This is a genomic window from Streptococcus mitis, assembly GCF_946190285.1.
GTDB classification, from domain to species: domain Bacteria; phylum Bacillota; class Bacilli; order Lactobacillales; family Streptococcaceae; genus Streptococcus; species Streptococcus mitis_CP.
In genome coordinates, this window is the sequence record NZ_CAMHZX010000001.1 from 1 (window position 1) to 21,614 (window position 21,614).

24 protein-coding genes are annotated in these 21,614 nt (G+C 43.1%); 23 read left to right on the plus strand and 1 reads right to left on the minus strand.

All coding sequences use genetic code 11. The annotated features are described in order from the left end of the window. From N8L39_RS00005 to N8L39_RS00080, 16 genes are all read left to right on the plus strand, one after another. On the plus strand, positions 1-1,086 hold a 1,086-nt coding region (locus N8L39_RS00005; protein ID WP_261039277.1), incomplete at its 5' end, for an LPXTG cell wall anchor domain-containing protein. Between the two features lie 175 nt (positions 1,087-1,261). Beyond that, positions 1,262-2,392, plus strand: a complete 1,131-nt coding sequence (gene hemW, locus N8L39_RS00010) for a radical SAM family heme chaperone HemW (protein ID WP_261010093.1) — start codon at positions 1,262-1,264, stop codon at positions 2,390-2,392. Between the two features lie 4 nt (positions 2,393-2,396). Further along, entirely contained in the window at positions 2,397-3,134 is a 738-nt protein-coding gene (locus N8L39_RS00015; protein WP_261010092.1) for an acyl-[acyl-carrier-protein] thioesterase, read from the plus strand. 9 nt (positions 3,135-3,143) lie between these two features. After that, positions 3,144-3,917 (plus strand): TIGR01457 family HAD-type hydrolase, encoded by a 774-nt coding sequence (locus tag N8L39_RS00020; protein ID WP_261010091.1) that lies wholly within the window; start codon positions 3,144-3,146, stop codon positions 3,915-3,917. Further along, on the plus strand, positions 3,907-4,521 hold the full coding sequence (locus tag N8L39_RS00025) for a TIGR01906 family membrane protein (protein ID WP_261010090.1): 615 nt from the start codon (positions 3,907-3,909) through the stop codon (positions 4,519-4,521). The genes N8L39_RS00020 and N8L39_RS00025 overlap by 11 nt, the downstream gene beginning before the upstream one ends. A 319-nt stretch (positions 4,522-4,840) precedes the next feature. Then, positions 4,841-5,242: a Spx/MgsR family RNA polymerase-binding regulatory protein gene (locus N8L39_RS00030; protein ID WP_000631255.1), complete on the plus strand. Its 402-nt coding sequence runs from the start codon at positions 4,841-4,843 to the stop codon at positions 5,240-5,242. Next, positions 5,242-5,520, plus strand: coding sequence for a UPF0223 family protein (locus N8L39_RS00035; protein ID WP_261010089.1), 279 nt, complete (start codon positions 5,242-5,244; stop codon positions 5,518-5,520). The genes N8L39_RS00030 and N8L39_RS00035 overlap by 1 nt, the downstream gene beginning before the upstream one ends. Next, positions 5,510-6,283 carry an inositol monophosphatase family protein gene (locus N8L39_RS00040; RefSeq protein ID WP_261010088.1) on the plus strand — a complete coding sequence of 258 codons (774 nt, stop codon included), beginning with the start codon at positions 5,510-5,512 and terminating at the stop codon, positions 6,281-6,283. The genes N8L39_RS00035 and N8L39_RS00040 overlap by 11 nt, the downstream gene beginning before the upstream one ends. Next, positions 6,284-7,588, plus strand: a complete 1,305-nt coding sequence (locus N8L39_RS00045; RefSeq protein WP_261010087.1) for an RsmF rRNA methyltransferase first C-terminal domain-containing protein — start codon at positions 6,284-6,286, stop codon at positions 7,586-7,588. Between the two features lie 221 nt (positions 7,589-7,809). Then, a complete protein-coding gene (locus N8L39_RS00050) occupies positions 7,810-8,688 on the plus strand; it encodes a phosphate ABC transporter substrate-binding protein PstS family protein (RefSeq protein WP_261010086.1) in 879 nt (292 codons plus the stop codon). Further along, positions 8,688-9,605 carry a phosphate ABC transporter permease subunit PstC gene (gene pstC / locus N8L39_RS00055; RefSeq protein ID WP_001070903.1) on the plus strand — a complete coding sequence of 306 codons (918 nt, stop codon included), beginning with the start codon at positions 8,688-8,690 and terminating at the stop codon, positions 9,603-9,605. The genes N8L39_RS00050 and pstC overlap by 1 nt, the downstream gene beginning before the upstream one ends. Beyond that, complete coding sequence (gene pstA, locus N8L39_RS00060) at positions 9,595-10,479, plus strand: phosphate ABC transporter permease PstA (RefSeq protein WP_000543046.1); 885 nt, start codon at positions 9,595-9,597, stop codon at positions 10,477-10,479. Before pstC ends, pstA begins: the two co-directional genes overlap by 11 nt. 10 nt (positions 10,480-10,489) lie before the next feature. After that, positions 10,490-11,293, plus strand: a complete 804-nt coding sequence (gene pstB / locus N8L39_RS00065) for a phosphate ABC transporter ATP-binding protein PstB (RefSeq protein ID WP_020900241.1) — start codon at positions 10,490-10,492, stop codon at positions 11,291-11,293. 12 nt (positions 11,294-11,305) lie between these two features. Further along, entirely contained in the window at positions 11,306-12,064 is a 759-nt protein-coding gene (pstB, locus tag N8L39_RS00070) for a phosphate ABC transporter ATP-binding protein PstB (protein ID WP_000133484.1), read from the plus strand. Positions 12,065-12,075: 11 nt separating this feature from the next. After that, complete coding sequence (gene phoU, locus N8L39_RS00075) at positions 12,076-12,729, plus strand: phosphate signaling complex protein PhoU (protein ID WP_176139548.1); 654 nt, start codon at positions 12,076-12,078, stop codon at positions 12,727-12,729. 157 nt (positions 12,730-12,886) lie between these two features. Next, a complete protein-coding gene (locus tag N8L39_RS00080) occupies positions 12,887-13,702 on the plus strand; it encodes an ABC transporter substrate-binding protein (RefSeq protein ID WP_261010085.1) in 816 nt (271 codons plus the stop codon). 19 nt (positions 13,703-13,721) lie between these two features. Here the strand turns inward: N8L39_RS00080 and N8L39_RS00085 are convergent, their stop codons facing one another. Beyond that, positions 13,722-14,993, minus strand: coding sequence for an aminotransferase-like domain-containing protein (locus tag N8L39_RS00085; protein ID WP_261010084.1), 1,272 nt, complete (start codon positions 14,991-14,993; stop codon positions 13,722-13,724). 141 nt (positions 14,994-15,134) lie between these two features. Here N8L39_RS00085 and budA point away from each other — a divergent pair, with 141 nt between their 5' ends. The 7 genes from budA to N8L39_RS00120 all read left to right on the plus strand — a co-directional run bounded on the left by budA (position 15,135) and on the right by N8L39_RS00120 (position 21,586). Further along, positions 15,135-15,866 (plus strand): acetolactate decarboxylase, encoded by a 732-nt coding sequence (gene budA / locus N8L39_RS00090; protein ID WP_261010083.1) that lies wholly within the window; start codon positions 15,135-15,137, stop codon positions 15,864-15,866. Positions 15,867-15,875: 9 nt separating this feature from the next. Then, entirely contained in the window at positions 15,876-16,628 is a 753-nt protein-coding gene (locus N8L39_RS00095) for a YhfC family intramembrane metalloprotease (protein ID WP_261010082.1), read from the plus strand. 111 nt (positions 16,629-16,739) lie between these two features. Continuing rightward, complete coding sequence (murB, locus tag N8L39_RS00100) at positions 16,740-17,645, plus strand: UDP-N-acetylmuramate dehydrogenase (protein ID WP_261010081.1); 906 nt, start codon at positions 16,740-16,742, stop codon at positions 17,643-17,645. A gap of 159 nt (positions 17,646-17,804) precedes the next feature. Further along, on the plus strand, positions 17,805-18,962 hold the full coding sequence (locus N8L39_RS00105) for an ABC transporter ATP-binding protein (RefSeq protein ID WP_000742895.1): 1,158 nt from the start codon (positions 17,805-17,807) through the stop codon (positions 18,960-18,962). Further along, positions 18,943-19,749, plus strand: coding sequence for an ABC transporter permease (locus N8L39_RS00110; RefSeq protein ID WP_000753801.1), 807 nt, complete (start codon positions 18,943-18,945; stop codon positions 19,747-19,749). Before N8L39_RS00105 ends, N8L39_RS00110 begins: the two co-directional genes overlap by 20 nt. Continuing rightward, entirely contained in the window at positions 19,746-20,519 is a 774-nt protein-coding gene (locus N8L39_RS00115; RefSeq protein WP_261010080.1) for an ABC transporter permease, read from the plus strand. The genes N8L39_RS00110 and N8L39_RS00115 overlap by 4 nt, the downstream gene beginning before the upstream one ends. Continuing rightward, positions 20,516-21,586, plus strand: a complete 1,071-nt coding sequence (locus N8L39_RS00120; protein ID WP_261010079.1) for an ABC transporter substrate-binding protein — start codon at positions 20,516-20,518, stop codon at positions 21,584-21,586. The genes N8L39_RS00115 and N8L39_RS00120 overlap by 4 nt, the downstream gene beginning before the upstream one ends. Positions 21,587-21,614 lie beyond the last annotated feature (28 nt).

Sequence of the window (21,614 nt, forward strand, 5' to 3'; positions counted from 1 at the left end):
TCAGTAGAAGTACCAGTGGTCACAACGCCAGCCCGTAAGACACCAACGGTAGAGTTGGACCAAGATCCAAATACAGGCGATGTAACAGTAACACCTAAGAAACCAGATGGTTCAACCTACCCACCAGGAACGAAGGTAGAAATTCCAGGCAAGAATGGCAACCCAATTACTGTAACAATTGGAGAAGACGGCAAAGGCAAAGTATCGAATAAAGACTTACCAGACCGTGAAGTCCCAGGGAATGCTAAGATTACAGAGCCAGGAAAAGATTCAGTAGAAGTACCAGTGGTCACAACGCCAGCCCGTAAGACACCAACGGTAGAGTTGGACCAAGATCCAAATACAGGAGATGTAACGGTAACACCTAAGAAGCCAGATGGGTCAACCTACCCACCAGGAACGAAGGTAGAAATTCCAGGTAAAGATGGCAACCCAATTACTGTAACAATTGGAGAAGACGGCAAAGGCAAAGTACCAAACAGTGACTTACCAGACCGTGAAGTACCAGGAATTGGTAAGATTACAGAACCAGGTAAAGATCCAGTAGAAGTACCAGTGGTCACAACGCCAGCTACGATTGTCTCTCGAAAAGGAGAACCTGCAATTTATGAGATTCCATCATTCGATATTGAGGTTAGATGGATTGATGAAAATGGAAATGTATTGAAACCATCCCTTAAGACAGGCAATGAAAAGGATGCTGAACATGGATTAATTCCAGGATATGAATTTGTACGAACTGTGATTGATGAAAATGAACCAGTAATTACTCATATCTTCAGAAAAGTAAGTGGAAGTACAAATCCAAATACAATTCCAGTAACTCCAGTCACACCAGATACTAATGGAAATTCTGGTCAAGATACACCTGCGCCTGAACCAACCACTCCAATTCCAGATGCAGTTACTCCGAATGCAAATCATGAAGATACTACAGATGCTAGTGACAATGGAGCTAAGTCAAATGATTCTCAAAATGTATTGCCGAATACAGGAACAGAATCAAATGCGACTCTTGCATCTCTAGGACTTCTTGGTCTGCTAGGCGGTCTCGGACTTGCTCTTGGAAAGAAAAAAGAAGACTAAAAATTTAGTCAAATGAACATTCATTCTTTTGTATTGTAAAGACAAACTAGATTGGTTCTGGGAATCGTGTTCGTCATAAAATAAAAAGAATGTATAGATAAAGAAAGCGAACAATGCTAGGATTTTGTTAAATGGAATTCTAAGTATTGTTCGCTTTTGTGGTATAATAATTACTATGCAGAAGAAACCAACGTCAGCCTATGTGCACATCCCATTTTGTACCCAGATTTGTTATTATTGTGACTTTTCAAAAGTCTTCATCAAGAATCAGCCGGTTGATAGCTATTTGGAGCATCTGCTGGAAGAGTTTCGTTCTTATGATATTCAAAAGTTGCGAACTCTTTATATCGGTGGTGGGACACCGACAGCCCTGTCGGCCCCGCAACTGGAGGTGTTACTGAATGGCTTGACTAAAAACTTGGATTTGTCAGTCTTGGAAGAGTTGACCATTGAAGCCAATCCGGGAGACTTAGACGCGGATAAGATAGCTGTTTTGAAGAACTCGGCTGTCAATCGTGTTTCGCTAGGTGTGCAGACTTTTGATGACAAAATGCTGAAAAAGATTGGGCGCAGTCATTTGGAGAAGGATATTTATGAAAATATTGACCGCCTGAAACTGGCTGGTTTTGACAACATCTCTATTGATTTGATTTATGCGCTACCTGGCCAGACCATGGAGCAAGTCAAGGAAAATGTGGCTAAGGCTATTGGACTGGATATCCCTCACATGAGCCTCTATAGCTTGATTTTAGAAAATCATACGGTCTTTATGAATCGTATGCGACGAGGGAAATTACCTCTGCCTAAGGAAGAACTAGAAGCTGAGATGTTTGAGTACATCATCGCAGAGCTGGAGCGAGCTGGTTTTGAGCATTATGAGATTTCCAATTTCTCAAAGCCTGGTTTTGAAAGTCGCCACAATCTCATGTACTGGGACAATGCTGAATACTATGGTATCGGTGCTGGGGCCTCTGGCTATGTCAATGGTGTTCGTTATAAAAACCATGGTCCGATTCGTCATTATCTGAGTGCGGTTGAGAAAGGCAATGCTCGTATCACAGAAGAGCACCTGAGTCAAAAGGAGCAAATGGAAGAAGAAATGTTCTTGGGGCTCCGCAAGAAATCAGGGGTCTCTATGGCGCGATTTGAGGAAAAATTTGGTCGGTCTTTTGAGGGACTCTATGGCGAAATTGTCAATGACTTGGTGCAACAAGGTCTCATGCAGATTGAGGGTGACCGCGTACGTATGACAAAGAGAGGTCTCTTTTTGGGAGACACTGTAGCAGAACGATTTATTTTGGAGTAGGATCATGGGCTTAACTTATCAAATGAAAATGAAGATTCCTTTTGATATGGCTGATATGAACGGTCATATTAAACTTCCAGATGTGATTTTGCTGTCTCTGCAAGTTTCAGGTATGCAGTCGATTGAACTGGGAGTTAGTGATAAGGCCATTTTGGAAGAATATAATTTGGTCTGGATTATCACAGACTATGATATTGAGGTGGATCGTTTGCCTCGTTTTGCGGAAGAAATCACCATCGAAACGGAAGCTTTGAGCTACAATCGACTCTTTTGCTATCGTCGTTTCACTATTTATGATGAAGCAGGTCAAGAAATCATTCGCATGTTGGCGACCTTTGTTCTGATGGATCGAGATAGTCGAAAAGTCCATGCTGTCGAACCTGAGATTGTGGCTCCGTATCAGTCTGATTTTGATAAAAAACTTATCCGTGGACCGAAGTATGAGTCCTTGGACGAGCCAGTCAGCAAGGATTACCGTGTTCGTTTTTACGACTTGGATATGAATGGCCATGTCAACAACAGTAAATACCTGGACTGGATTTTTGAGGTCATGGGAGCGGACTTTTTGACCCAGTATATTCCCCAAAAAATCAACCTCAAGTATGTCAAGGAAGTTCGACCAGGTGGGGTGATTACATCGGCTGTTGAACGGACTGGACTGGAAAGCAAGCATGAAATTACAAGTGACGGAGCTACCAATGCCCAAGCAATCATCACATGGCAAGAAATAAAAAAGGATTAGGGAGAAAGTATGAAATATAAAGGTTATTTAATTGATTTAGACGGTACTATTTATAAGGGGAAAGACCGAATTCCGGCAGGAGAGGCTTTTGTCCATGAATTGCAAAAGCGGGATATTCCCTATCTCTTTGTAACCAACAATACAACCCGCACTCCAGAGAGTGTTCAGGAGATGTTGGCTCAGAATTTTAATATCGATACACCCCTATCGACTGTCTACACAGCGACCTTGGCGACTATCGACTATATGAATGACTTGGGACTGGAAAAGACGGTCTATGTTATTGGAGAATCAGGACTCAAGGAAGCCATCCAGGCGGCTGGTTATGTGGAAGACAAGGAAAATCCAGCCTATGTGGTAGTAGGACTGGATTGGCAAGTTGACTATGAAAAATTTGCCACAGCAACTCTGGCTATCCAGAAGGGAGCTCACTTTATCGGAACCAACCCTGACCTCAACATTCCGACAGAACGCGGTCTTTTGCCGGGTGCTGGTTCACTGATTACCCTGCTTGAAGTAGCAACACGAGTGAAGTCAGTTTATATCGGAAAACCAAATGCTATCATCATGGACAAGGCAGTTGAGCACTTAGGCTTGGAACGTGAAGAGTTGATCATGGTTGGAGACAACTATCTGACAGATATTCGAGCAGGGATTGACAACGGCATTCCAACGCTCTTGGTGACAACAGGTTTTACCAAGGCAGAAGAAGTAGCAGACCTGCCAATCGCACCGACTCATGTGGTTTCGAGCTTAGCGGAGTGGGATTTTGATGAAAACTAAACTGACCTTTTGGGGCTCGATGCTCTTTCTCCTCTCCCTCTCCATCCTTCTGACTATTTATCTGGCTTGGATTTTCTATCCGCTGGAAATCAAGTGGTTAAGTTTGACGGATCGGGTCTATTTAAAACCAGAAACCATTCAGTACAACTTTCATATCTTGATGAATTACCTGACCAATCCTTTTAGTCAGGTCTTGCAGATGCCAGATTTTCGTTCGTCAGCAGCTGGGCTACATCACTTTGCGGTTGTGAAGAATCTCTTTCATCTAGTTCAACTAGTTGCTCTAGTGACACTGCCAAGTTTCTATGTCTTTGTAAAAGGAATTGTGAAAAAGGGCTTTTTATCTCTATTTAGTAAAGGGCTTCTGGCTCTAGTTGTCTTGCCTTTGCTGATTGGGCTTGGGGGAGTGTTGATTGGTTTTGACCAATTCTTTACTCTTTTCCATCAAATTCTCTTTGTGGGAGATGATACCTGGCTTTTTGACCCAGCCAAGGATCCAGTGATTCTGATTTTGCCAGAGACCTTCTTCCTTCATGCCTTCCTCCTCTTTTTCGCTCTCTATGAAAGCTTCTTTGGTTTTCTATACCTGAAAGCCCGTAAGTAGTAATACTAAGGATGCTTCTGGTTTGCATAAATAAATTAAGTATGTGATTCGAAACTATCGTTAATACTCAATGAAAATCAAAGAGCAAACTAGGAAACTAGCCGCAGGCTGTACTTGAGTACAGCAAGGCGACGTTGACGCGGTTTGAAGAGATTTTCGAAGAGTATAAGAGTGAATTAACTAAATCTACATTGCCTCAATCGTTCGCAAACAGTCTATTTTTCTTGAAAAAATAGGCTTTTTTTATAAAAATCCCTAGTCAAGCGTTTTATTTTTTTGTATAATAGAAGTAGCAAAGTATAGATAAGAAGAGAAAAGCATGATTACACTATTTCTATCACCGAGCTGTACTTCATGTCGTAAGGCAAAGGCCTGGTTAGAAAAACATAAGGTGCCCTTTGAGGAACACAATATTATGACCAGTCCCTTAACAAGAAAAGAATTGCAACATATTCTTTCCTTGACCGAAAATGGTACTGATGACATCATTTCAACTCGTTCAAAAATTTTTCAAAAATTGAATATTGATGTAGAGAGTATTTCGGTATCGGAATTGCTTCATTTGATTGAGCAGTATCCTAGTCTTTTGCGTCGTCCAATTATTATTGATGCCAAGCGCATGCAGATCGGTTTTAATGAAGATGAGATTCGTGCTTTTCTCCCTCGTAGTTACCGTAAGCAAGAACTAAAAGAAGCAAGGATGAGAGCTGGTATTAGTTAATGAACAAACAGTATAGTTACCCACTAGATTTGTCGTGGAGCACTGAAGAACTTGCTTCAGTGCTTTCTTTTTTTAATGATGTTGAAGCTGCCTATGAAGGCAAGGTAGAGGCTAAAAAGCTACTGGACTCCTATAAGGGGTTCAAGGCGGTCGTGCCAGGCAAGAGCGAAGAAAAACGTTTGGGACGAGAATTTGAAACAGTCAGTGGCTATTCGCTTTACCGAGCAGTTCAGGCTGCCAAGGAAAAAGGGGAAGGAAAGATTTCTCTTGGAAAGTAAATTTGAATTTGCTAAAGAGCTAATTAAGAAAGTGGGCCAGTATATCCTTGACCACATGCAGGAAGACTTGCGTGTTGAGACCAAGTCCTCTCCTACAGACTTGGTGACCAGACTGGACAAGGAAGTTCAGGAGCTTTTGGTTAGTGAGATTTTGTCCCGTTATCCTGAGGATAAGATTTGTGCTGAAGAGGGCTGTCTGCGAGCTTCTGTTCAAGAGGGCAAGGTTTGGGTCATTGATCCCATTGATGGTACCAATAACTTTGTAGCCCAACAGGAAGATTTTGCTGTTATGATGGCTTATTTTGAGAATGGTCAAGGTCAATTTGGTCTGATTTATGATGTGGTCAAAGGGGACTGTTATCACGGTGGTGGTAAGTTTCCAGTCTGCCGAAATGATCAGCCCCTAGCTCCCTTTAAAGCCAAACCACTTGGAGATTTTCTCATTGCAGGAAATAGTGGTATGCTGGAAACCAATGAATGGGGGCTGGCTGATTTGAGTCGAGCGGTTCTTGGTGTTCGTGTCTATGGGAGTGCGGCCATTAGTTTTGCCAAGATATTGTCAGGGCGTTTGTTGACTTATGTCACCTATCTGCAACCATGGGATTATGCTGCCGCTAGTATTTTAGGGGAAAGTCTGGGCTATCGGGTTGTGACCCTTTCTGGCCAAGCTCCTGATTTTCAAACCAGACAGCCTGTCATGATGCTACCTCTTGAGATGCAGGAGGAAATTCAGTCCTATATTTACGAAAGGAAAAGAACTTAAATGCAATTTCCAGAAGGATTTGTCGAAAAATATGAAGAGATACTAGGAGATGAGGCAAGAGATTTTCTTGCCTCTTTTGAGGAGGAAGCGGTTTCGGCCTTTCGGGTTAATCCTTTGAAAGAAGCCCAAGGTTCATTTTCTGATCCTATTCCTCAAACCCCTTGGGGACATTATGGGAAGGTTTCAGGGAAATCGCCTGAACATGCTACTGGTTTAGTTTATTCGCAAGAACCTGCTGCTCAGATGGTGGCTCAGGTTGCCCAACCCAGTTCTGGAATGAAGGTCTTGGATTTGGCCGCTGCACCTGGAGGTAAATCAACTCAGCTTGCAGCCTATCTAGCAGGGGAGGGTCTCCTTGTTTCCAATGAAATTTCAAGCAAACGGGCTAAGATTTTAGTAGAAAACATGGAGCGCTTTGGAGCGACAAATGTCGTGGTGACCAATGAATCTGCTGACCGCTTGGCCAAGGTCTTTAAAGGCTATTTTGACCTCATTGTCCTTGATGCCCCTTGCTCGGGGGAAGGAATGTTCCGTAAGCAGCCAGATGCTATGGACTATTGGAGCCTTGATTATCCGAGTCAATGTGCTAGTTTGCAAAGAGAAATTCTAGCAGATGCGGTGACAATGTTAGCTGAAGGTGGTCGTCTGGTTTATTCGACCTGTACCTGGGCACCTGAGGAAAATGAAGAGATTGTCAATTGGTTGTTGGATGAGTATGATTTTGACTTGTTGCCAGTTGAACATATCAATGGAATGGTAGCTGGTATTGACCTGCCAGAAACGGCTCGGATGTATCCTCATCATTTTAAGGGAGAAGGTCAGTTTGTAGCCCATCTACAGTTTAAGGGTGAAAATCACGCCCCTAAATTTAAGGCAAGTAAAAGCAATCTCAGCCGTGAGCAAGTTGCCTTGTGGCAGGAATTTGCCAAAAAACACCTAAACATCAATCTACCGGGAATCTTGCAGACTTTTGGAGACCAGCTTTATCTCTTGCCAGAACTCTTGCCAGATTTAGGGAAGCTCAAGATTGCTCGCAATGGCCTACATCTGGGTACCTTTAAGAAGAAACGCTTTGAACCCAGTTTCGCTCTTGGCCTAGCCTTGAAACCGAGTCAGGTCAAACAGTCGGTTGAAATTGACCGAGAAGCGTTTGTAAAGTATGTGGCTGGAGAAACTGTTCAGCTTGAGGAAAGTCTGCCAAATGGTTGGTACCAAGTTTTGGTTCAGGGCAATGGTTTGGGCTTTGCTAAGGTGACTGGAAATGTTTTGAAAAATTATTTTCCTAAAGGCCTCAGATTCAAGTGAAAATGCTAGTCAAAGTAGCTTGTCTATGTTATAGTGGAAGTATGGATTTTTTTCAAATTGTCTTTCATTTTAAGTCAAAATTGGTGGAAACGGTAACTGAGCAAATTTCAAGTAAAACCAAGCTCAGAACTTCAGTAGACTCCTGATTTAAAAAAAGAAAAACATAAATAAATAGTTGAAAAAATTCACAGCATTCACCATTATTTTCAAGGAGAAAAACAGTGAAAAAAAGGAAAAAACTCGCTCTATCCCTTGCGGCTCTTTTGCTGGCAGGTTCTTTGGCGGGATGTGCTAGCTGGATTGATCGTGGAGAATCCATGACAGCTGTTGGCTCAACGGCTCTTCAGCCTTTGGTCGAAGCAGCAGCAGATGAATTTGGGTCAATGCACGTTGGAAAAACAGTCAACGTCCAAGGTGGAGGATCTGGTACAGGTTTGTCTCAGGTTCAGTCTGGAGCCGTTGATGTAGGAAATTCAGACGTATTTGCCGAGGAAAAAGACGGTATCAACGCATCCGCTCTAGTGGACCACAAGGTAGCTGTAGCAGGCTTGGCGGTAATTGTGAACAAGGAAGTTGATGTTGAAAATCTGACAACTGAACAACTCCGTAGCATCTTCACAGGTCAAGTGACCAACTGGAAAGAAGTCGGTGGGAAAGATCTTGCCATTTCGATTATCAATCGTGCGGCAAGTTCAGGTTCGCGTGCAACCTTTGATAGTGTTGTTATGGATGGCCAATCTGCCATTCAGAGTCAAGAACAGGATTCAAATGGGATGGTCAAAAACATTGTTTCCCAGACACCAGGAGCCATTTCTTACCTAGCCTTTGCCTATGTGGATGACTCAGTTAAACGCATGAAATTGAACGGCTATGAGCCGATTGCAGAAAATGTAACAACCAATAACTGGCCTTTGTGGTCTTATGAACACATGTATACTCTAGGTCAGCCCAATGAATTGGTGGCAGAGTTTCTCAACTTTGTCCTCTCAGATGAAGCGCAAAACGGAATCGTTAAGGGAATGGGCTATATTTCTGTCAAGGAAATGAAAGTTGAAAAAGATGCTGTCGGAACGGTGACAGCACTAGAAGGGAGTCAATAATGAATCAAGAAGAATTAGCTAAAAAATTACTTTCTCCCTCAAAGAACTCTCGTCTAGAGAAACTAGGAAAAGGCTTGACCTTTGCCTGTCTGTCTTTGATTGTCATCATTGTGGCTATGATTTTAATCTTCGTAGCCCAAAAAGGTTTGTCGACCTTCTTTGTCAATGGGGTCAACATCTTTGATTTCCTCTTTGGTCAAACTTGGAATCCTTCAGGTAAACAATTTGGTGCCCTTCCAATGATTTTGGGTTCCTTTATTGTCACAATCCTTTCAGCCCTTATCGCAACTCCTTTTGCCATTGGCGCAGCTGTCTTTATGACCGAAGTCTCACCAAAAGGTGCTAGAATCTTGCAACCAGCTATTGAATTGCTGGTCGGGATTCCTTCAGTCGTCTATGGATTTATCGGTTTGCAGGTCGTGGTTCCCTTTGTCCGCAGTGTCTTTGGTGGAACTGGTTTTGGGATTTTGTCAGGGATTTTCGTTCTCTTTGTCATGATTTTACCGACGGTAACCTTTATGACAACCGATAGCTTGCGTGCGGTGCCTCGTCACTACCGCGAAGCTAGTTTGGCTATGGGGGCCACTCGCTGGCAAACCATCTGGCGCGTGACCTTGAAGGCGGCGCGTTCAGGGATTTTTACAGCAGTGGTCTTTGGGATGGCGCGTGCCTTTGGTGAGGCCTTGGCCATTCAGATGGTGGTCGGAAACTCAGCCGTTGTCCCAACTTCATTGACAACACCTGCTGCGACCTTGACCTCTGTTTTGACCATGGGTATCGGAAATACCGTTATGGGAACCGTTGACAATAACGTACTCTGGTCACTGGCCTTAGTCTTGCTCTTGATGAGTTTGGCCTTTAACAGTGTGATTAAATTGATTACGAAAGAAAGAGGAAAGAAAAACTATGCACGCTAAGAAATTAGATAAAATTGCAACAGCTGTACTCTACTCAATTGCAGGAATTATCGTTGCCATCTTGGCATCCTTGATTCTTTATATCTTGGTTCGTGGTTTGCCCCACATCTCTTGGTCTTTCTTGACTGGCAAATCATCTTCTTACCAAGCAGGTGGTGGGATTGGAATTCAGCTCTATAATTCCTTCTTCCTCTTGGTCATTACCTTGATTATCTCTGTGCCCTTATCTATGGGGGCTGGGATTTTCCTAGCTGAATATGCCAAAAAAGGTCCTGTGACAAACTTTGTCAGAACCTGTATTGAAATCTTGTCTTCTCTACCATCAGTCGTTGTAGGTCTCTTTGGTTACTTGATCTTTGTAGTTCAGTTTGAGTATGGATTTTCAATCATTTCAGGTGCCTTGGCCTTGACAGTCTTTAACTTGCCTCAGATGACTCGAAATGTTGAGGACAGTTTGAAACACGTTCACCATACGCAACGTGAGGCTGGTCTGGCTCTTGGGATTTCTCGTTGGGAGACAGTGGTCCATGTGGTCATTCCAGAAGCCCTTCCAGGCATTGTGACTGGAGTCGTCTTGGCCTCTGGTCGTATCTTTGGTGAGGCAGCAGCTCTTATCTATACAGCAGGACAATCCGCTCCAGCCCTTGACTGGTCTAACTGGAATATTCTCAGTGTGACTAGCCCAATCTCTATCTTCCGTCAAGCGGAAACCTTGGCTGTTCACATCTGGAAAGTCAACAGTGAAGGAACCATTCCTGATGGAACCATTGTATCAGCAGGTTCTGCTGCCGTGCTCCTCATCTTTATCCTCATCTTTAACTTTGGAGCCCGCAAACTCGGAAGCTACCTACATAAGAAATTAACCGCTGCCTAAAGGAGAAGCCATGTCAAAATATAATTGGGATGAAAAGCATATCATCACCTTTCCTGAAGAGAAAGTGGCCCTCTCTACCAAGGATTTACATGTTTACTACGGTAAAAAAGAATCCATCAAGGGCATCGATATGCAATTTGAAAAAAATAAGATTACTGCCTTAATTGGCCCATCTGGATCAGGAAAATCAACCTACCTCCGAAGTCTCAACCGTATGAATGATACGATTGATATTGCCAAGGTAACAGGTCAAATCCTCTATCAAGGAATTGATGTCAACCGTCCAGAAATCAATGTTTATGAGATGCGTAAGCATATCGGAATGGTCTTCCAACGACCAAATCCCTTTGCCAAGTCTATCTATCGCAATATCACTTTTGCCCATGAACGTGCAGGGGTTAAGGACAAGCAAGTCTTGGATGAAATTGTGGAAACCTCTCTCCGTCAAGCTGCCCTTTGGGATCAGGTCAAAGACGATTTGCACAAGTCGGCCTTGACTCTATCAGGTGGTCAGCAGCAACGTCTTTGTATCGCTCGTGCTATCTCTGTTAAACCAGATATCCTCTTGATGGATGAGCCGGCATCAGCCTTGGATCCGATTGCGACAGCCCAGCTGGAAGAAACTATGCTGGAATTGAAGAAGGATTTCACCATCATCATCGTAACCCACAGTATGCAGCAGGCTGCGCGTGCTAGTGACTACACAGGATTTTTCTACTTGGGTGACTTGATTGAGTATGATAAGACCTCTAATATTTTCCAAAATGCCAAACTACAGTCAACCAATGACTACGTAACAGGACACTTTGGTTAGAAAGGAAACAGTATGACAGAAGCGATTTTACAGGTGTCAGACCTGTCCGTTTACTACAATCAAAAGAAGGCCTTGAATAGTGTTTCCCTCTCTTTCCAACCTAAGGAAATTACAGCCTTGATTGGTCCATCTGGATCAGGGAAGTCAACCCTTCTCAAGGCTATCAACCGCATGGGAGATCTCAATCCAGAGGTGACCACAACTGGTTCGGTGGTTTACAACGGTCACAATATCTACAGTCCGCGTACAGATACAGTTGAATTGCGTAAGGAAATCGGTATGGTTTTCCAACAACCAAACCCTTTCCCTATGTCTATCTACGAAAATGTTGTCTATGGGCTTCGTATCAATGGAGTTAAGGATAAGCAGGTTCTGGATGAAGCGGTAGAAAAAGCCTTGCAACGAGCCTCTATCTGGGATGAGGTCAAGGATCGCCTGCATGATTCAGCTATCGGGCTTTCAGGCGGACAACAGCAACGTGTCTGTGTTGCCCGTGTCTTGGCAACCAGTCCTAAAATTATTCTCTTGGATGAACCGACTTCAGCCTTGGACCCTATCTCGGCCGGTAAGATTGAGGAAACCTTGTATGGTCTAAAAGATAAATACACCATGCTCTTGGTTACGCGTTCCATGCAACAAGCTTCTCGTATCTCTGACAAGACAGGATTTTTTCTAGATGGAGATTTAATCGAGTTTAACGATACCAAGAAGATGTTCCTCAACCCACAACACAAGGAAACAGAAGATTATATTTCAGGAAAATTTGGATAAGGAGATAAATGATGTTACGTTCTCAATTTGAAGAAGATTTGGAGAAATTGCACAACCAGTTCTATGCTATGGGACAAGAAGTGCTATCCCAAATCAATCGTACAGTGCGTGCCTTTGTTACGCATGACCGTGATTTGGCCAAGGAAGTCATCGAAGACGATGCAGAAGTAAACGAATACGAAGTGAAATTGGAAAAGAAATCATTTGAAATGATTGCCCTTCAACAACCAGTTTCTCAAGATTTGCGTACTGTTTTGACAGTATTGAAGGCTGTATCTGACTTGGAACGTATGGGTGACCATGCCGTTTCCATTGCCAAAGCGACAATTCGTATGAAGGGTGAGCAACGCATCCCAGCTGTTGAAGAAGAAATCAAGAGAATGGGGCGCGATGTCAAGAATTTCGTTGAAGCAGCCCTTGAACTCTATCTGAATGGTTCAGTGGATCAGGCCTATGAAGTAGCGACCATGGATGAAAAAATCAACCATTACTTTGATAGCATTCGTGATTTGGCTACAGAAGAAATCAAGAAAAATCCTGATGCCATTGTTACAGGTCGTGATTACTTCCAAGTGATTGCCTTCTTGGAACGCATTGGAGACTATGCCAAAAATATCTGTGAATGGGTTGTTTACTTTGAGACAGGTAAGATTGTCGAACTATAAAACAGATTCATTCTGTATAAAAAGGAGCTTGAAATCAACTGATAGCTCCTTTTCTTGAATGAAAAAAATATTTTTGAGATAAAAATTCAAAAAACACTTGACAAGCAGCTTGGATAGCGTTATAATTATACAAAATTAACAGAGAGGTTGTTTATTTATGAAATCAAAAAAATGGATATTTGTTTTATGTAGTCTTCTTGCAAGTTTCTTCTTAGTAGCTTGCCAGTCGGGTTCTAATGGTTCTCAGTCAGCTGTTGAGGCCATTAAGCAAAAGGGGAAATTAGTTGTGGCGACCAGTCCTGACTATGCACCTTTTGAATTTCAGTCTTTGGTTGACGGGAAAAATCAGGTAGTCGGTGCGGACATTGACATGGCCCAGGCTATCGCTGATGAACTTGGGGTGAAGTTGGAAATTTCAAGCATGAGTTTTGACAATGTCTTGACTAGTCTTCAAACTGGGAAGGCTGACCTAGCAGTTGCGGGAATTAGCGCTACTGACGAGAGAAAAGAAGTCTTTGATTTTTCAATCCCTTACTATGAAAACAAGATTAGTTTCTTGGTTCGTAAGGCTGATGTAGAAAAATACAAGGATTTAACTAGCCTTGAAAGTGCTAATATTGCAGCCCAAAAAGGAACTGTTCCAGAGTCTATGGTCAAGGAACAATTGCCGAAAGCTCAATTGACTTCCCTAACCAATATGGGTGAAGCTGTCAATGAATTGCAGGCTGGAAAAGTAGATGCTGTTCACATGGATGAGCCTGTTGCCCTTAGCTACGCTGCTAAAAATGCCGACTTAGCTGTCGCAACTGTTAGCTTGAAGATGAAGGACGGCGAAGCTAATGCAGTTGCCCTTAGAAAAAATAGTGCTGATTTGAAAGAAGTGGTGGACAAGGTCATCCAAAAACTCAAGGATGAAGGAACTTACCAAAGCTATCTTGAAAAGGCAGCAAGCCTAACAGAAGTTGAACAATAAAAAAAAGCAGAGTTGGAAGTCATTCCAATTCTGCTTTTAAATAGTCTAAAACATTTTCTAGATTGTCTAAGGACACCTTGGCAAATTGATAAGGGCAGTTACCCAAGTAAGCTTCTTCAAAGAAGTCCAAGACCAGTTGGCTGTGTTTGAGACTGGCGATTTTAGGATACTGTCTCAGGTCTAGTAATAAACCATCGTGAAGGGGATAGTGAGGAAGGGGACAAGGTGTTTTAGTTAACCTCTCCTCGATTTGTTGTTGATAGTCTTCTTGATTGGACAAGCGAGCCAGACGATTTTTTTCAAATAATTGACTGTCAATATAGAGTGAGAGGGCCTTTTGCATAATGAGGTTGCTGTCGTAGTCTAGGATATTTTTGTAGGCCACAAAGGCTTCCTTGATAGCATTTGGAAGAATGAGTGCCGTAATCCGCAGGGCTGGAAAGAGGCTGGTTGAGAAGGACTTGATGTAAATGACACGCTCCTCTGTATCTAGATAGTGGAAGGTCTGGCCCTTCTTGGAATCCAAATCCCCTAGATAATCGTCCTCTACGATATAGACACCATACTTGGCAGCTAAGTCAAGAATAGCTCGTTTGTCCTGCTCAGAATAGGAATGCCCTAGAGGATAGTGAAAACGAGGAATGGTATAGAAAAACTTGATCTTTCCTGTCTTGAAATGGCGCTCAAGCTCCTCCAAGTCAATCCCATCAATGCCTCGTTCAATCGTTTGATAGTCCAAGCCTTGAGCAATCAAGAGACGGTTCATTCGATGGTAGGTCGGCTGTTCCACCAAGATTTCCTTGGCTTGACTAGGAAAGGAAATTTGAGAGAGGATAAAAAGGGCTTGTTGGGTTCCAGAAGTCAGCACCAGTTGATCAGCCTTGCAGTAGAGGGCTTGGTCAAAGAGCAGTTTGTGAATGGACTGTCTTAGGTCTTCTAATCCTTCCTGGTTGTCATAGTAGTTGAAGAGGTAGTTTTCCCGTCCAATCAAGGTTTCATTGACACAGAGTCGGAAATCGTCATAGGCGCTGGCATGTTCATCAGTGACTTCGATTTCTAGATCCTGGTGTTGCCCTTGTTCTAGGACATAGTAACCACTCTGGGGCTTGGCATAGAGGTATTGTTCGTGCCGTAATTCCAGCAGGGCTCTTTGAATGGTGTCCTTGCTACAGTGAAAGTCAAGGCTCAGTTGACGGATAGAAGGCAGGCGACTTCCCGTTGGAAAACGTCCAGTCTCGATACTATTTTTCAGATAGGAAACGACCTCTTGGTACTTGCTTTGTTTCTTCATTCCAGACCTCCCTTGATTTTGTTACATTGTACCCTTTTTTTTCCTTCTTGGCAATGTCTAGGGTGTTTCTCTCGTTCACATCTAAGGGCAAATGTGGTATACTTAGGAGTAAGATTTATAGAATAACAGACAAGAAAGTGAATGGATAAGAACGTGCAGGAACCAGTGAAATTATTTCAATACAATACCCTTGGAGCCTTGATGGCTGGCCTTTATGGTGGTACCATGACAGTAGGAGAATTGCTAGAGCATGGTGACCTTGGTTTGGGAACCTTGGATTCTATTGATGGGGAATTGATTGTCTTAGATGGCAAGGCTTATCAGGCCAAAGGATCAGGAGATCAGCCAGAAATTGTGGAAGTATCACCAGATGCCCTTATTCCTTATGCAGCAGTAGTACCGCATCAGGCAGAGGTTATTTTCCGCCAGCGCTTTGAGATGACAGACAAGGAATTGGAAGAGCGGATTGAGTCTTATTATGACGGGGAAAATCTTTTCCGCTCTATCAAGATTCGTGGGGAATTTTCACATATGCATGTGCGTATGATTCCCAAGTCGACACCAGAGACCAAGTTTGCTGAGGTCGCAACCCATCAACCTGAATATAGTCGTGACAATGTGGCGGGAACAATCGTTGGTTTCTGGACGCCAGAGATTTTCCATGGAGTCAGTGTCGCAGGCTACCATCTGCACTTCATTTCAGATGATTTGACCTTCGGTGGGCATGTCATGGACTTTGTCATCAAGGAAGGTATTATCGAGGTGGGAGCTGTTGACCAATTGGATCAACGTTTCCCAGTCCAAGACCGTCAATACTTGTTTGCTAAATTCAATGTTGACGAGATGAAAAAAGATATTGAAAAGGCAGAATAGGAGAAGAAAATGACCATTCATATTATCATTACCATGGTGCTGTTGCTTGCTTTTCTGATAGGAAGCATTTGGTATGCCAAAAAGAAATACCAGATTAATTTAGCTGTCTTGGGCTTGGGGGCTGTTGCCTTCTTTGTCTCTTCACAGATTTTAGAAAAACTGGTGCATATCTTAGTTTTACATCCTCAAAAAGACGGTAGTATTGCCCTCTTGCAAGACCATCCGCTTGTCTATATCATCTATGGCCTAGCCATGGCAGCATTTTTTGAGGAAACTGCTCGTCTTATTTTCTTCAAATGGTTGGAGAAAAAGAGAAGTTTGGAAAAGGCAGATGCCTTGGCTTATGGATTGGGGCATGGTGGCTTGGAGTTGATTTTCCTAGGTCTTACTAGTTTGCTTAATCTCTACTTCGTTCTCTCAGCAGTTCAAACGCAAAATCCACAGGTTATGCAATTGCTGTCTGAAAATATGTTGAAAACTATTCAGTCGCTATCAGTCTGGCAGATTTATTTGCTTGGTTTTGAGAGAATCTTGGCGCTAGTTTTCCAATTACTCTTGACTGTTTGGGTTTACCAAGCTGTTCGCCAGAAGAAATGGATTTATCTCCTAGCGGCCTATGGACTACATGCCTTCTTTGACTTGGCACCATCTCTTGCCCAAGTTGGCTGGTTAACCAATCCAGTCTTGGTTGAAGTTGTCCTAGCAGTTGAGCTCATTCTGGTTGCCTATGGAACCAAGGCCATCTTTTGCAAAAAATCATAAAAAGAGGGGAAACCTCTTTTTTTGTTTAAAATAAGCCCAAGATTTTTTTAGGGTCGTCAAATGGTCTTAAAAATGGTATAATGGAATGAATTTTGTAAAAGGAAGAGTGTCATGTCAGTAAAAGAAAAAATGCTTGAAATCTTAGAAGGGATTGATATCCGTTTCAAAGAACCCTTGCATAGCTATAGTTATACAAAAGTAGGTGGAGAGGCCGATTATTTGGTCTTTCCACGAAATCGTTTTGAGTTGGTTCGCGTTGTTAAATTTGCCAATCAAGAAGACATCCCTTGGATGGTTCTTGGAAATGCCAGCAACATCATTGTTCGTGATGGTGGAATTCGTGGATTTGTCATCTTGTGTGACAAGCTCAATAATGTTTCTGTTGATGGCTATACCATTGAAGCTGAAGCTGGTGCTAACTTGATTGAAACGACACGCATTGCCCTTCGTCATAGTTTGACTGGCTTTGAGTTTGCTTGCGGCATTCCAGGGAGCGTCGGTGGAGCTGTCTTTATGAATGCGGGTGCCTATGGTGGCGAGATTGCCCACATCTTGCAGTCTTGTAAGGTCTTGACCAAGGATGGAGAAATTGAGACCCTGTCTGCCAAAGATTTGGCTTTTGGTTACCGCCAATCAGCCATTCAAGAGTCTGGTGCAGTTGTCTTGTCAGCTAAATTTGCCCTTGCTCCAGGAAGCCATCAGATTATCAAGCAAGAAATGGATCGCTTGACGCATCTCCGTGAACTCAAGCAACCTTTAGAATATCCATCTTGTGGTTCGGTCTTTAAGCGTCCAGTAGGGCATTTTGCAGGTCAATTAATTTCAGAAGCTGGCTTGAAAGGCTATCGTGTCGGTGGTGTGGAAGTATCTGAAAAACACGCAGGTTTTATGATTAATGTCGCATCCGGAACGGCCAAAGACTACGAAGACTTGATTGAGTCTGTGATTGAAAAAGTCAAGGAGCACTCTGGCGTTACTCTTGAGAGAGAAGTCCGTATTTTAGGTGAAAGCAAGTAGGAAGCTGTAGTTGAAAAGCTGCTGCTATGTCATGGAAAGGGGGTGAAAGCCTATCGTCAGTGCAGAAGAATGTAGGCAGTTCAATCTCCTACACGAGGTAGTAGCGGCCTGACAGAGCCCTGATCTGTTAATCTATGAAAAAGAAGGAATAAATGACAATTGAAAAAACCAATTATTGAATTCAAAAACGTCTCAAAAGTTTTTGAAGACAGCAACACCAAGGTTCTCAAAGATATCAACTTTGAGTTGGAAGAAGGGAAATTCTACACCCTTCTAGGCGCATCTGGTTCAGGAAAATCAACTATCTTAAACATCATTGCAGGTTTGCTAGATGCGACGACAGGAGATATTTTGCTGGACGGTGTCCGCATCAATGACATCCCAACCAACAAGCGTGACGTCCATACGGTCTTCCAATCCTATGCCTTGTTTCCACATATGAATGTGTTTGAAAATGTTGCTTTTCCACTTCGCTTGCGTAAAATTGACAAGAAAGAAATCGAGAAACGCGTAGCGGAAGTTCTCAAGATGGTTCAGTTGGAAGGGTACGAAAAACGTTCCATCCGTAAACTCTCTGGAGGACAACGTCAGCGTGTGGCAATTGCCCGTGCCATCATCAACCAACCCCGTGTTGTTTTGTTGGACGAACCTTTATCAGCGCTGGACTTGAAATTAAGAACAGACATGCAGTACGAACTGCGTGAACTGCAACAACGATTGGGCATTACCTTTGTCTTTGTCACTCACGATCAGGAAGAAGCCCTGGCCATGAGTGACTGGATTTTTGTTATGAATGATGGCGAGATTGTCCAGTCTGGAACACCTGTGGACATCTACGATGAGCCGATTAACCATTTTGTTGCGACCTTTATCGGTGAGTCAAATATCTTGCCAGGAACCATGATTGAGGACTACTTGGTTGAGTTTAACGGCAAACGCTTTGAAGCGGTCGATGGTGGGATGAAGCCAAATGAACCTGTCGAAGTCGTCATTCGTCCAGAAGACTTACGGATTACCCTTCCTGAAGAAGGCAAGCTCCAAGTTAAGGTCGATACCCAGCTCTTCCGTGGGGTTCACTATGAAATTATCGCCTATGACGAACTTGGAAATGAATGGATGATCCACTCGACTCGTAAGGCCATCGTGGGTGAGGAAATCGGTCTGGACTTTGAACCAGAAGATATCCATATCATGCGTCTCAACGAAACCGAAGAAGAGTTCGATGCTCGTATCGAGGAATACGTGGAAATTGAAGAGCAAGAAGCAGGTCTGATCAATGCAATCGAGGAGGAAAGAGATGAAGAAAACAAGCTCTAAACTCTTTGTAGTGCCCTACATGCTCTGGATTGCACTCTTTGTCCTGGCACCCTTGGTCTTGATTTTCGGTCAATCCTTTTTCAATATCGAAGGCCAGTTTAGCTTAGAAAACTATAAATCTTACTTTGCGTCACAAAACTTGACCTACCTAAAAATGAGTTTCAACTCTGTACTCTATGCAGGCATTGTGACCTTTGTAACCCTGCTTATCAGCTATCCAACAGCCCTCTTTTTGACCCGTCTCAAGCACCGTCAACTCTGGCTCATGCTGATTATCCTGCCTACCTGGATCAATTTGCTCCTCAAGGCTTATGCCTTTATTGGGATTTTTGGTCAAAATGGCTCTATTAATCAATTCTTGGAATTTATCGGAATCGGTTCACAGCAGTTGCTCTTTACCGATTTCTCCTTTATCTTTGTCGCAAGCTACATCGAGCTTCCCTTTATGATTTTGCCGATTTTCAATGTCTTGGACGATATGGATAACAACCTCATCAATGCCAGCTATGACCTAGGTGCGACCAAGTGGGAGACCTTCCGCCATGTCATCTTCCCTCTATCGATGAATGGTGTGCGAAGTGGGGTTCAGTCAGTCTTTATTCCAAGCTTGAGTCTCTTCATGCTGACTCGTTTGATTGGTGGGAACCGCGTTATCACCTTGGGGACTGCCATTGAGCAGAACTTCCTGACCAATGACAACTACGGTATGGGTTCTACCATCGGTGTGATTCTCATCCTGACCATGTTCATCACCATGTGGGTGACCAAGGAAAGGAGAGAACGATGAAAAAATTTGCCAACCTTTATCTGGGACTGGTCTTTCTTGTCCTCTACCTGCCGATTTTTTACTTGATTGGCTACGCCTTTAACGCAGGTAACGACATGAATAGCTTTACAGGCTTTAGTTTGAGCCATTTTAAAACCATGTTTGGCGATGGTCGCCTTATGTTAATTGTGACCCAGACCTTTTTCTTGGCCTTTCTGTCAGCCTTGATTGCGACCATTATCGGGACTTTTGGAGCTATTTATATCTTCCAATCTCGTAAGAAATACCAAGAAGCCTTTCTATCACTCAATAATATACTCATGGTTGCGCCTGATGTTATGATTGGTGCCAGCTTCTTGATTCTCTTTACCCAACTCAAGTTTTCACTTGGCTTTTTGACCGTTCTATCTAGTCACGTGGCCTTCTCCATTCCTATCGTGGTCTTGATGGTCTTGCCACGTCTTAAGGAAATGAATGGCGACATGATTCATGCGGCCTATGACCTTGGTGCCAGTCAATTTCAGATGTTCAAGGAAATCATGCTTCCTTACCTGACACCGTCTATCATAGCAGGTTATTTCATGGCCTTCACCTATTCGCTAGATGACTTTGCCGTGACATTCTTTGTGACGGGAAATGGCTTTTCAACCCTGTCAGTCGAGATTTACTCTCGTGCTCGCAAGGGGATTTCGCTAGAAATCAATGCCCTGTCTGCCCTTGTCTTTCTCTTTAGTATTATCCTAGTTGTTGGCTATTACTTTATCTCACGTGAGAAGGAGGAGCAAGCATGAAAAAACTCTATTCATTTTTAGCAGGAATTGTAGCTATTATCCTGGTCTTGTGGGGAATTGCGACTCATCTCGATAGTAAAATCAATAGTCGAGATAGTCAAAAACTGGTCATTTACAACTGGGGTGATTATATCGATCCTGAACTCTTGGAGCAATTCACAGAAGAAACAGGAATCCAAGTCCAGTACGAGACCTTTGACTCTAACGAAGCCATGTATACCAAGATTAAGCAAGGTGGAACGACCTACGATATTGCCATCCCTAGTGAATACATGATTAACAAGATGAAGGACGAAGACCTCTTGGTACCGCTTGACTATTCAAAACTTGAAGGTCTTGAAAATATCGGGCCAGAGTTCCTCAACCAATCTTTTGACCCAGGCAATAAATTCTCCATCCCATATTTCTGGGGTACCTTGGGAATTGTCTACAATGAAACTATGGTAGATGAGGCGCCTGAGCATTGGGATGACCTCTGGAAGCCAGAGTATAAGAACTCTATCATGCTTTTTGATGGGGCGCGTGAGGTACTGGGACTGGGACTCAATTCCCTCGGCTACAGCCTCAACTCCAAGGATATCCAGCAGTTAGAAGAGACAGTAGACAAACTCTACAAACTGACTCCAAATATCAAGGCTATTGTGGCGGACGAGATGAAGGGCTACATGATTCAGAATAATGCTGCTATCGGCGTGACCTTCTCTGGTGAAGCCAGCCAAATGCTAGAAAAAAATGAAAATCTACGCTATGTGGTACCAACTGAGGCCAGCAACCTTTGGTTTGACAATATGGTCATTCCAAAAACCGTGAAAAACCAAGATGCCGCCTATGCCTTTATCAATTTTATGTTGAAACCCGAAAATGCTCTCAAAAATGCAGAGTATGTCGGCTATTCAACACCAAACCTACCAGCTAAGGAACTGCTCCCAGAGGAGAAAAAAGAAGACAAGGCCTTCTATCCAGACGCTGAAACTATGAAACACCTAGAAGTTTATGAGAAATTTGACCATAAATGGACAGGAAAATATAGCGACCTCTTCCTACAGTTTAAAATGTATCGGAAGTAGGAGTTAGCAGACACGAAACGAATCAGTC

Bases quoted from the DNA above. Each gene is read 5' to 3' on its own strand.
- N8L39_RS00115 (WP_261010080.1), top strand. From the start codon at position 19,746: ATGAAAAAATTTGCCAACCTTTATCTGGGACTGGTCTTTCTTGTCCTC.
- N8L39_RS00045 (WP_261010087.1), top strand. From the start codon at position 6,284: ATGCAATTTCCAGAAGGATTTGTCGAAAAATATGAAGAGATACTAGGA.
- N8L39_RS00080 (WP_261010085.1), top strand. From the start codon at position 12,887: ATGAAATCAAAAAAATGGATATTTGTTTTATGTAGTCTTCTTGCAAGT.
- N8L39_RS00020 (WP_261010091.1), top strand. From the start codon at position 3,144: ATGAAATATAAAGGTTATTTAATTGATTTAGACGGTACTATTTATAAG.
- N8L39_RS00095 (WP_261010082.1), top strand. From the start codon at position 15,876: ATGACCATTCATATTATCATTACCATGGTGCTGTTGCTTGCTTTTCTG.
- N8L39_RS00030 (WP_000631255.1), top strand. From the start codon at position 4,841: ATGATTACACTATTTCTATCACCGAGCTGTACTTCATGTCGTAAGGCA.
- N8L39_RS00025 (WP_261010090.1), top strand. From the start codon at position 3,907: ATGAAAACTAAACTGACCTTTTGGGGCTCGATGCTCTTTCTCCTCTCC.
- phoU (WP_176139548.1), top strand. From the start codon at position 12,076: ATGTTACGTTCTCAATTTGAAGAAGATTTGGAGAAATTGCACAACCAG.
- N8L39_RS00015 (WP_261010092.1), top strand. From the start codon at position 2,397: ATGGGCTTAACTTATCAAATGAAAATGAAGATTCCTTTTGATATGGCT.
- N8L39_RS00120 (WP_261010079.1), top strand. From the start codon at position 20,516: ATGAAAAAACTCTATTCATTTTTAGCAGGAATTGTAGCTATTATCCTG.
- pstC (WP_001070903.1), top strand. From the start codon at position 8,688: ATGAATCAAGAAGAATTAGCTAAAAAATTACTTTCTCCCTCAAAGAAC.
- N8L39_RS00035 (WP_261010089.1), top strand. From the start codon at position 5,242: ATGAACAAACAGTATAGTTACCCACTAGATTTGTCGTGGAGCACTGAA.
- N8L39_RS00085 (WP_261010084.1), bottom strand. From the start codon at position 14,993: ATGAAGAAACAAAGCAAGTACCAAGAGGTCGTTTCCTATCTGAAAAAT.
- hemW (WP_261010093.1), top strand. From the start codon at position 1,262: ATGCAGAAGAAACCAACGTCAGCCTATGTGCACATCCCATTTTGTACC.
- N8L39_RS00110 (WP_000753801.1), top strand. From the start codon at position 18,943: ATGAAGAAAACAAGCTCTAAACTCTTTGTAGTGCCCTACATGCTCTGG.
- budA (WP_261010083.1), top strand. From the start codon at position 15,135: ATGGATAAGAACGTGCAGGAACCAGTGAAATTATTTCAATACAATACC.
- pstB (WP_000133484.1), top strand. From the start codon at position 11,306: ATGACAGAAGCGATTTTACAGGTGTCAGACCTGTCCGTTTACTACAAT.
- pstB (WP_020900241.1), top strand. From the start codon at position 10,490: ATGTCAAAATATAATTGGGATGAAAAGCATATCATCACCTTTCCTGAA.
- pstA (WP_000543046.1), top strand. From the start codon at position 9,595: ATGCACGCTAAGAAATTAGATAAAATTGCAACAGCTGTACTCTACTCA.
- murB (WP_261010081.1), top strand. From the start codon at position 16,740: ATGTCAGTAAAAGAAAAAATGCTTGAAATCTTAGAAGGGATTGATATC.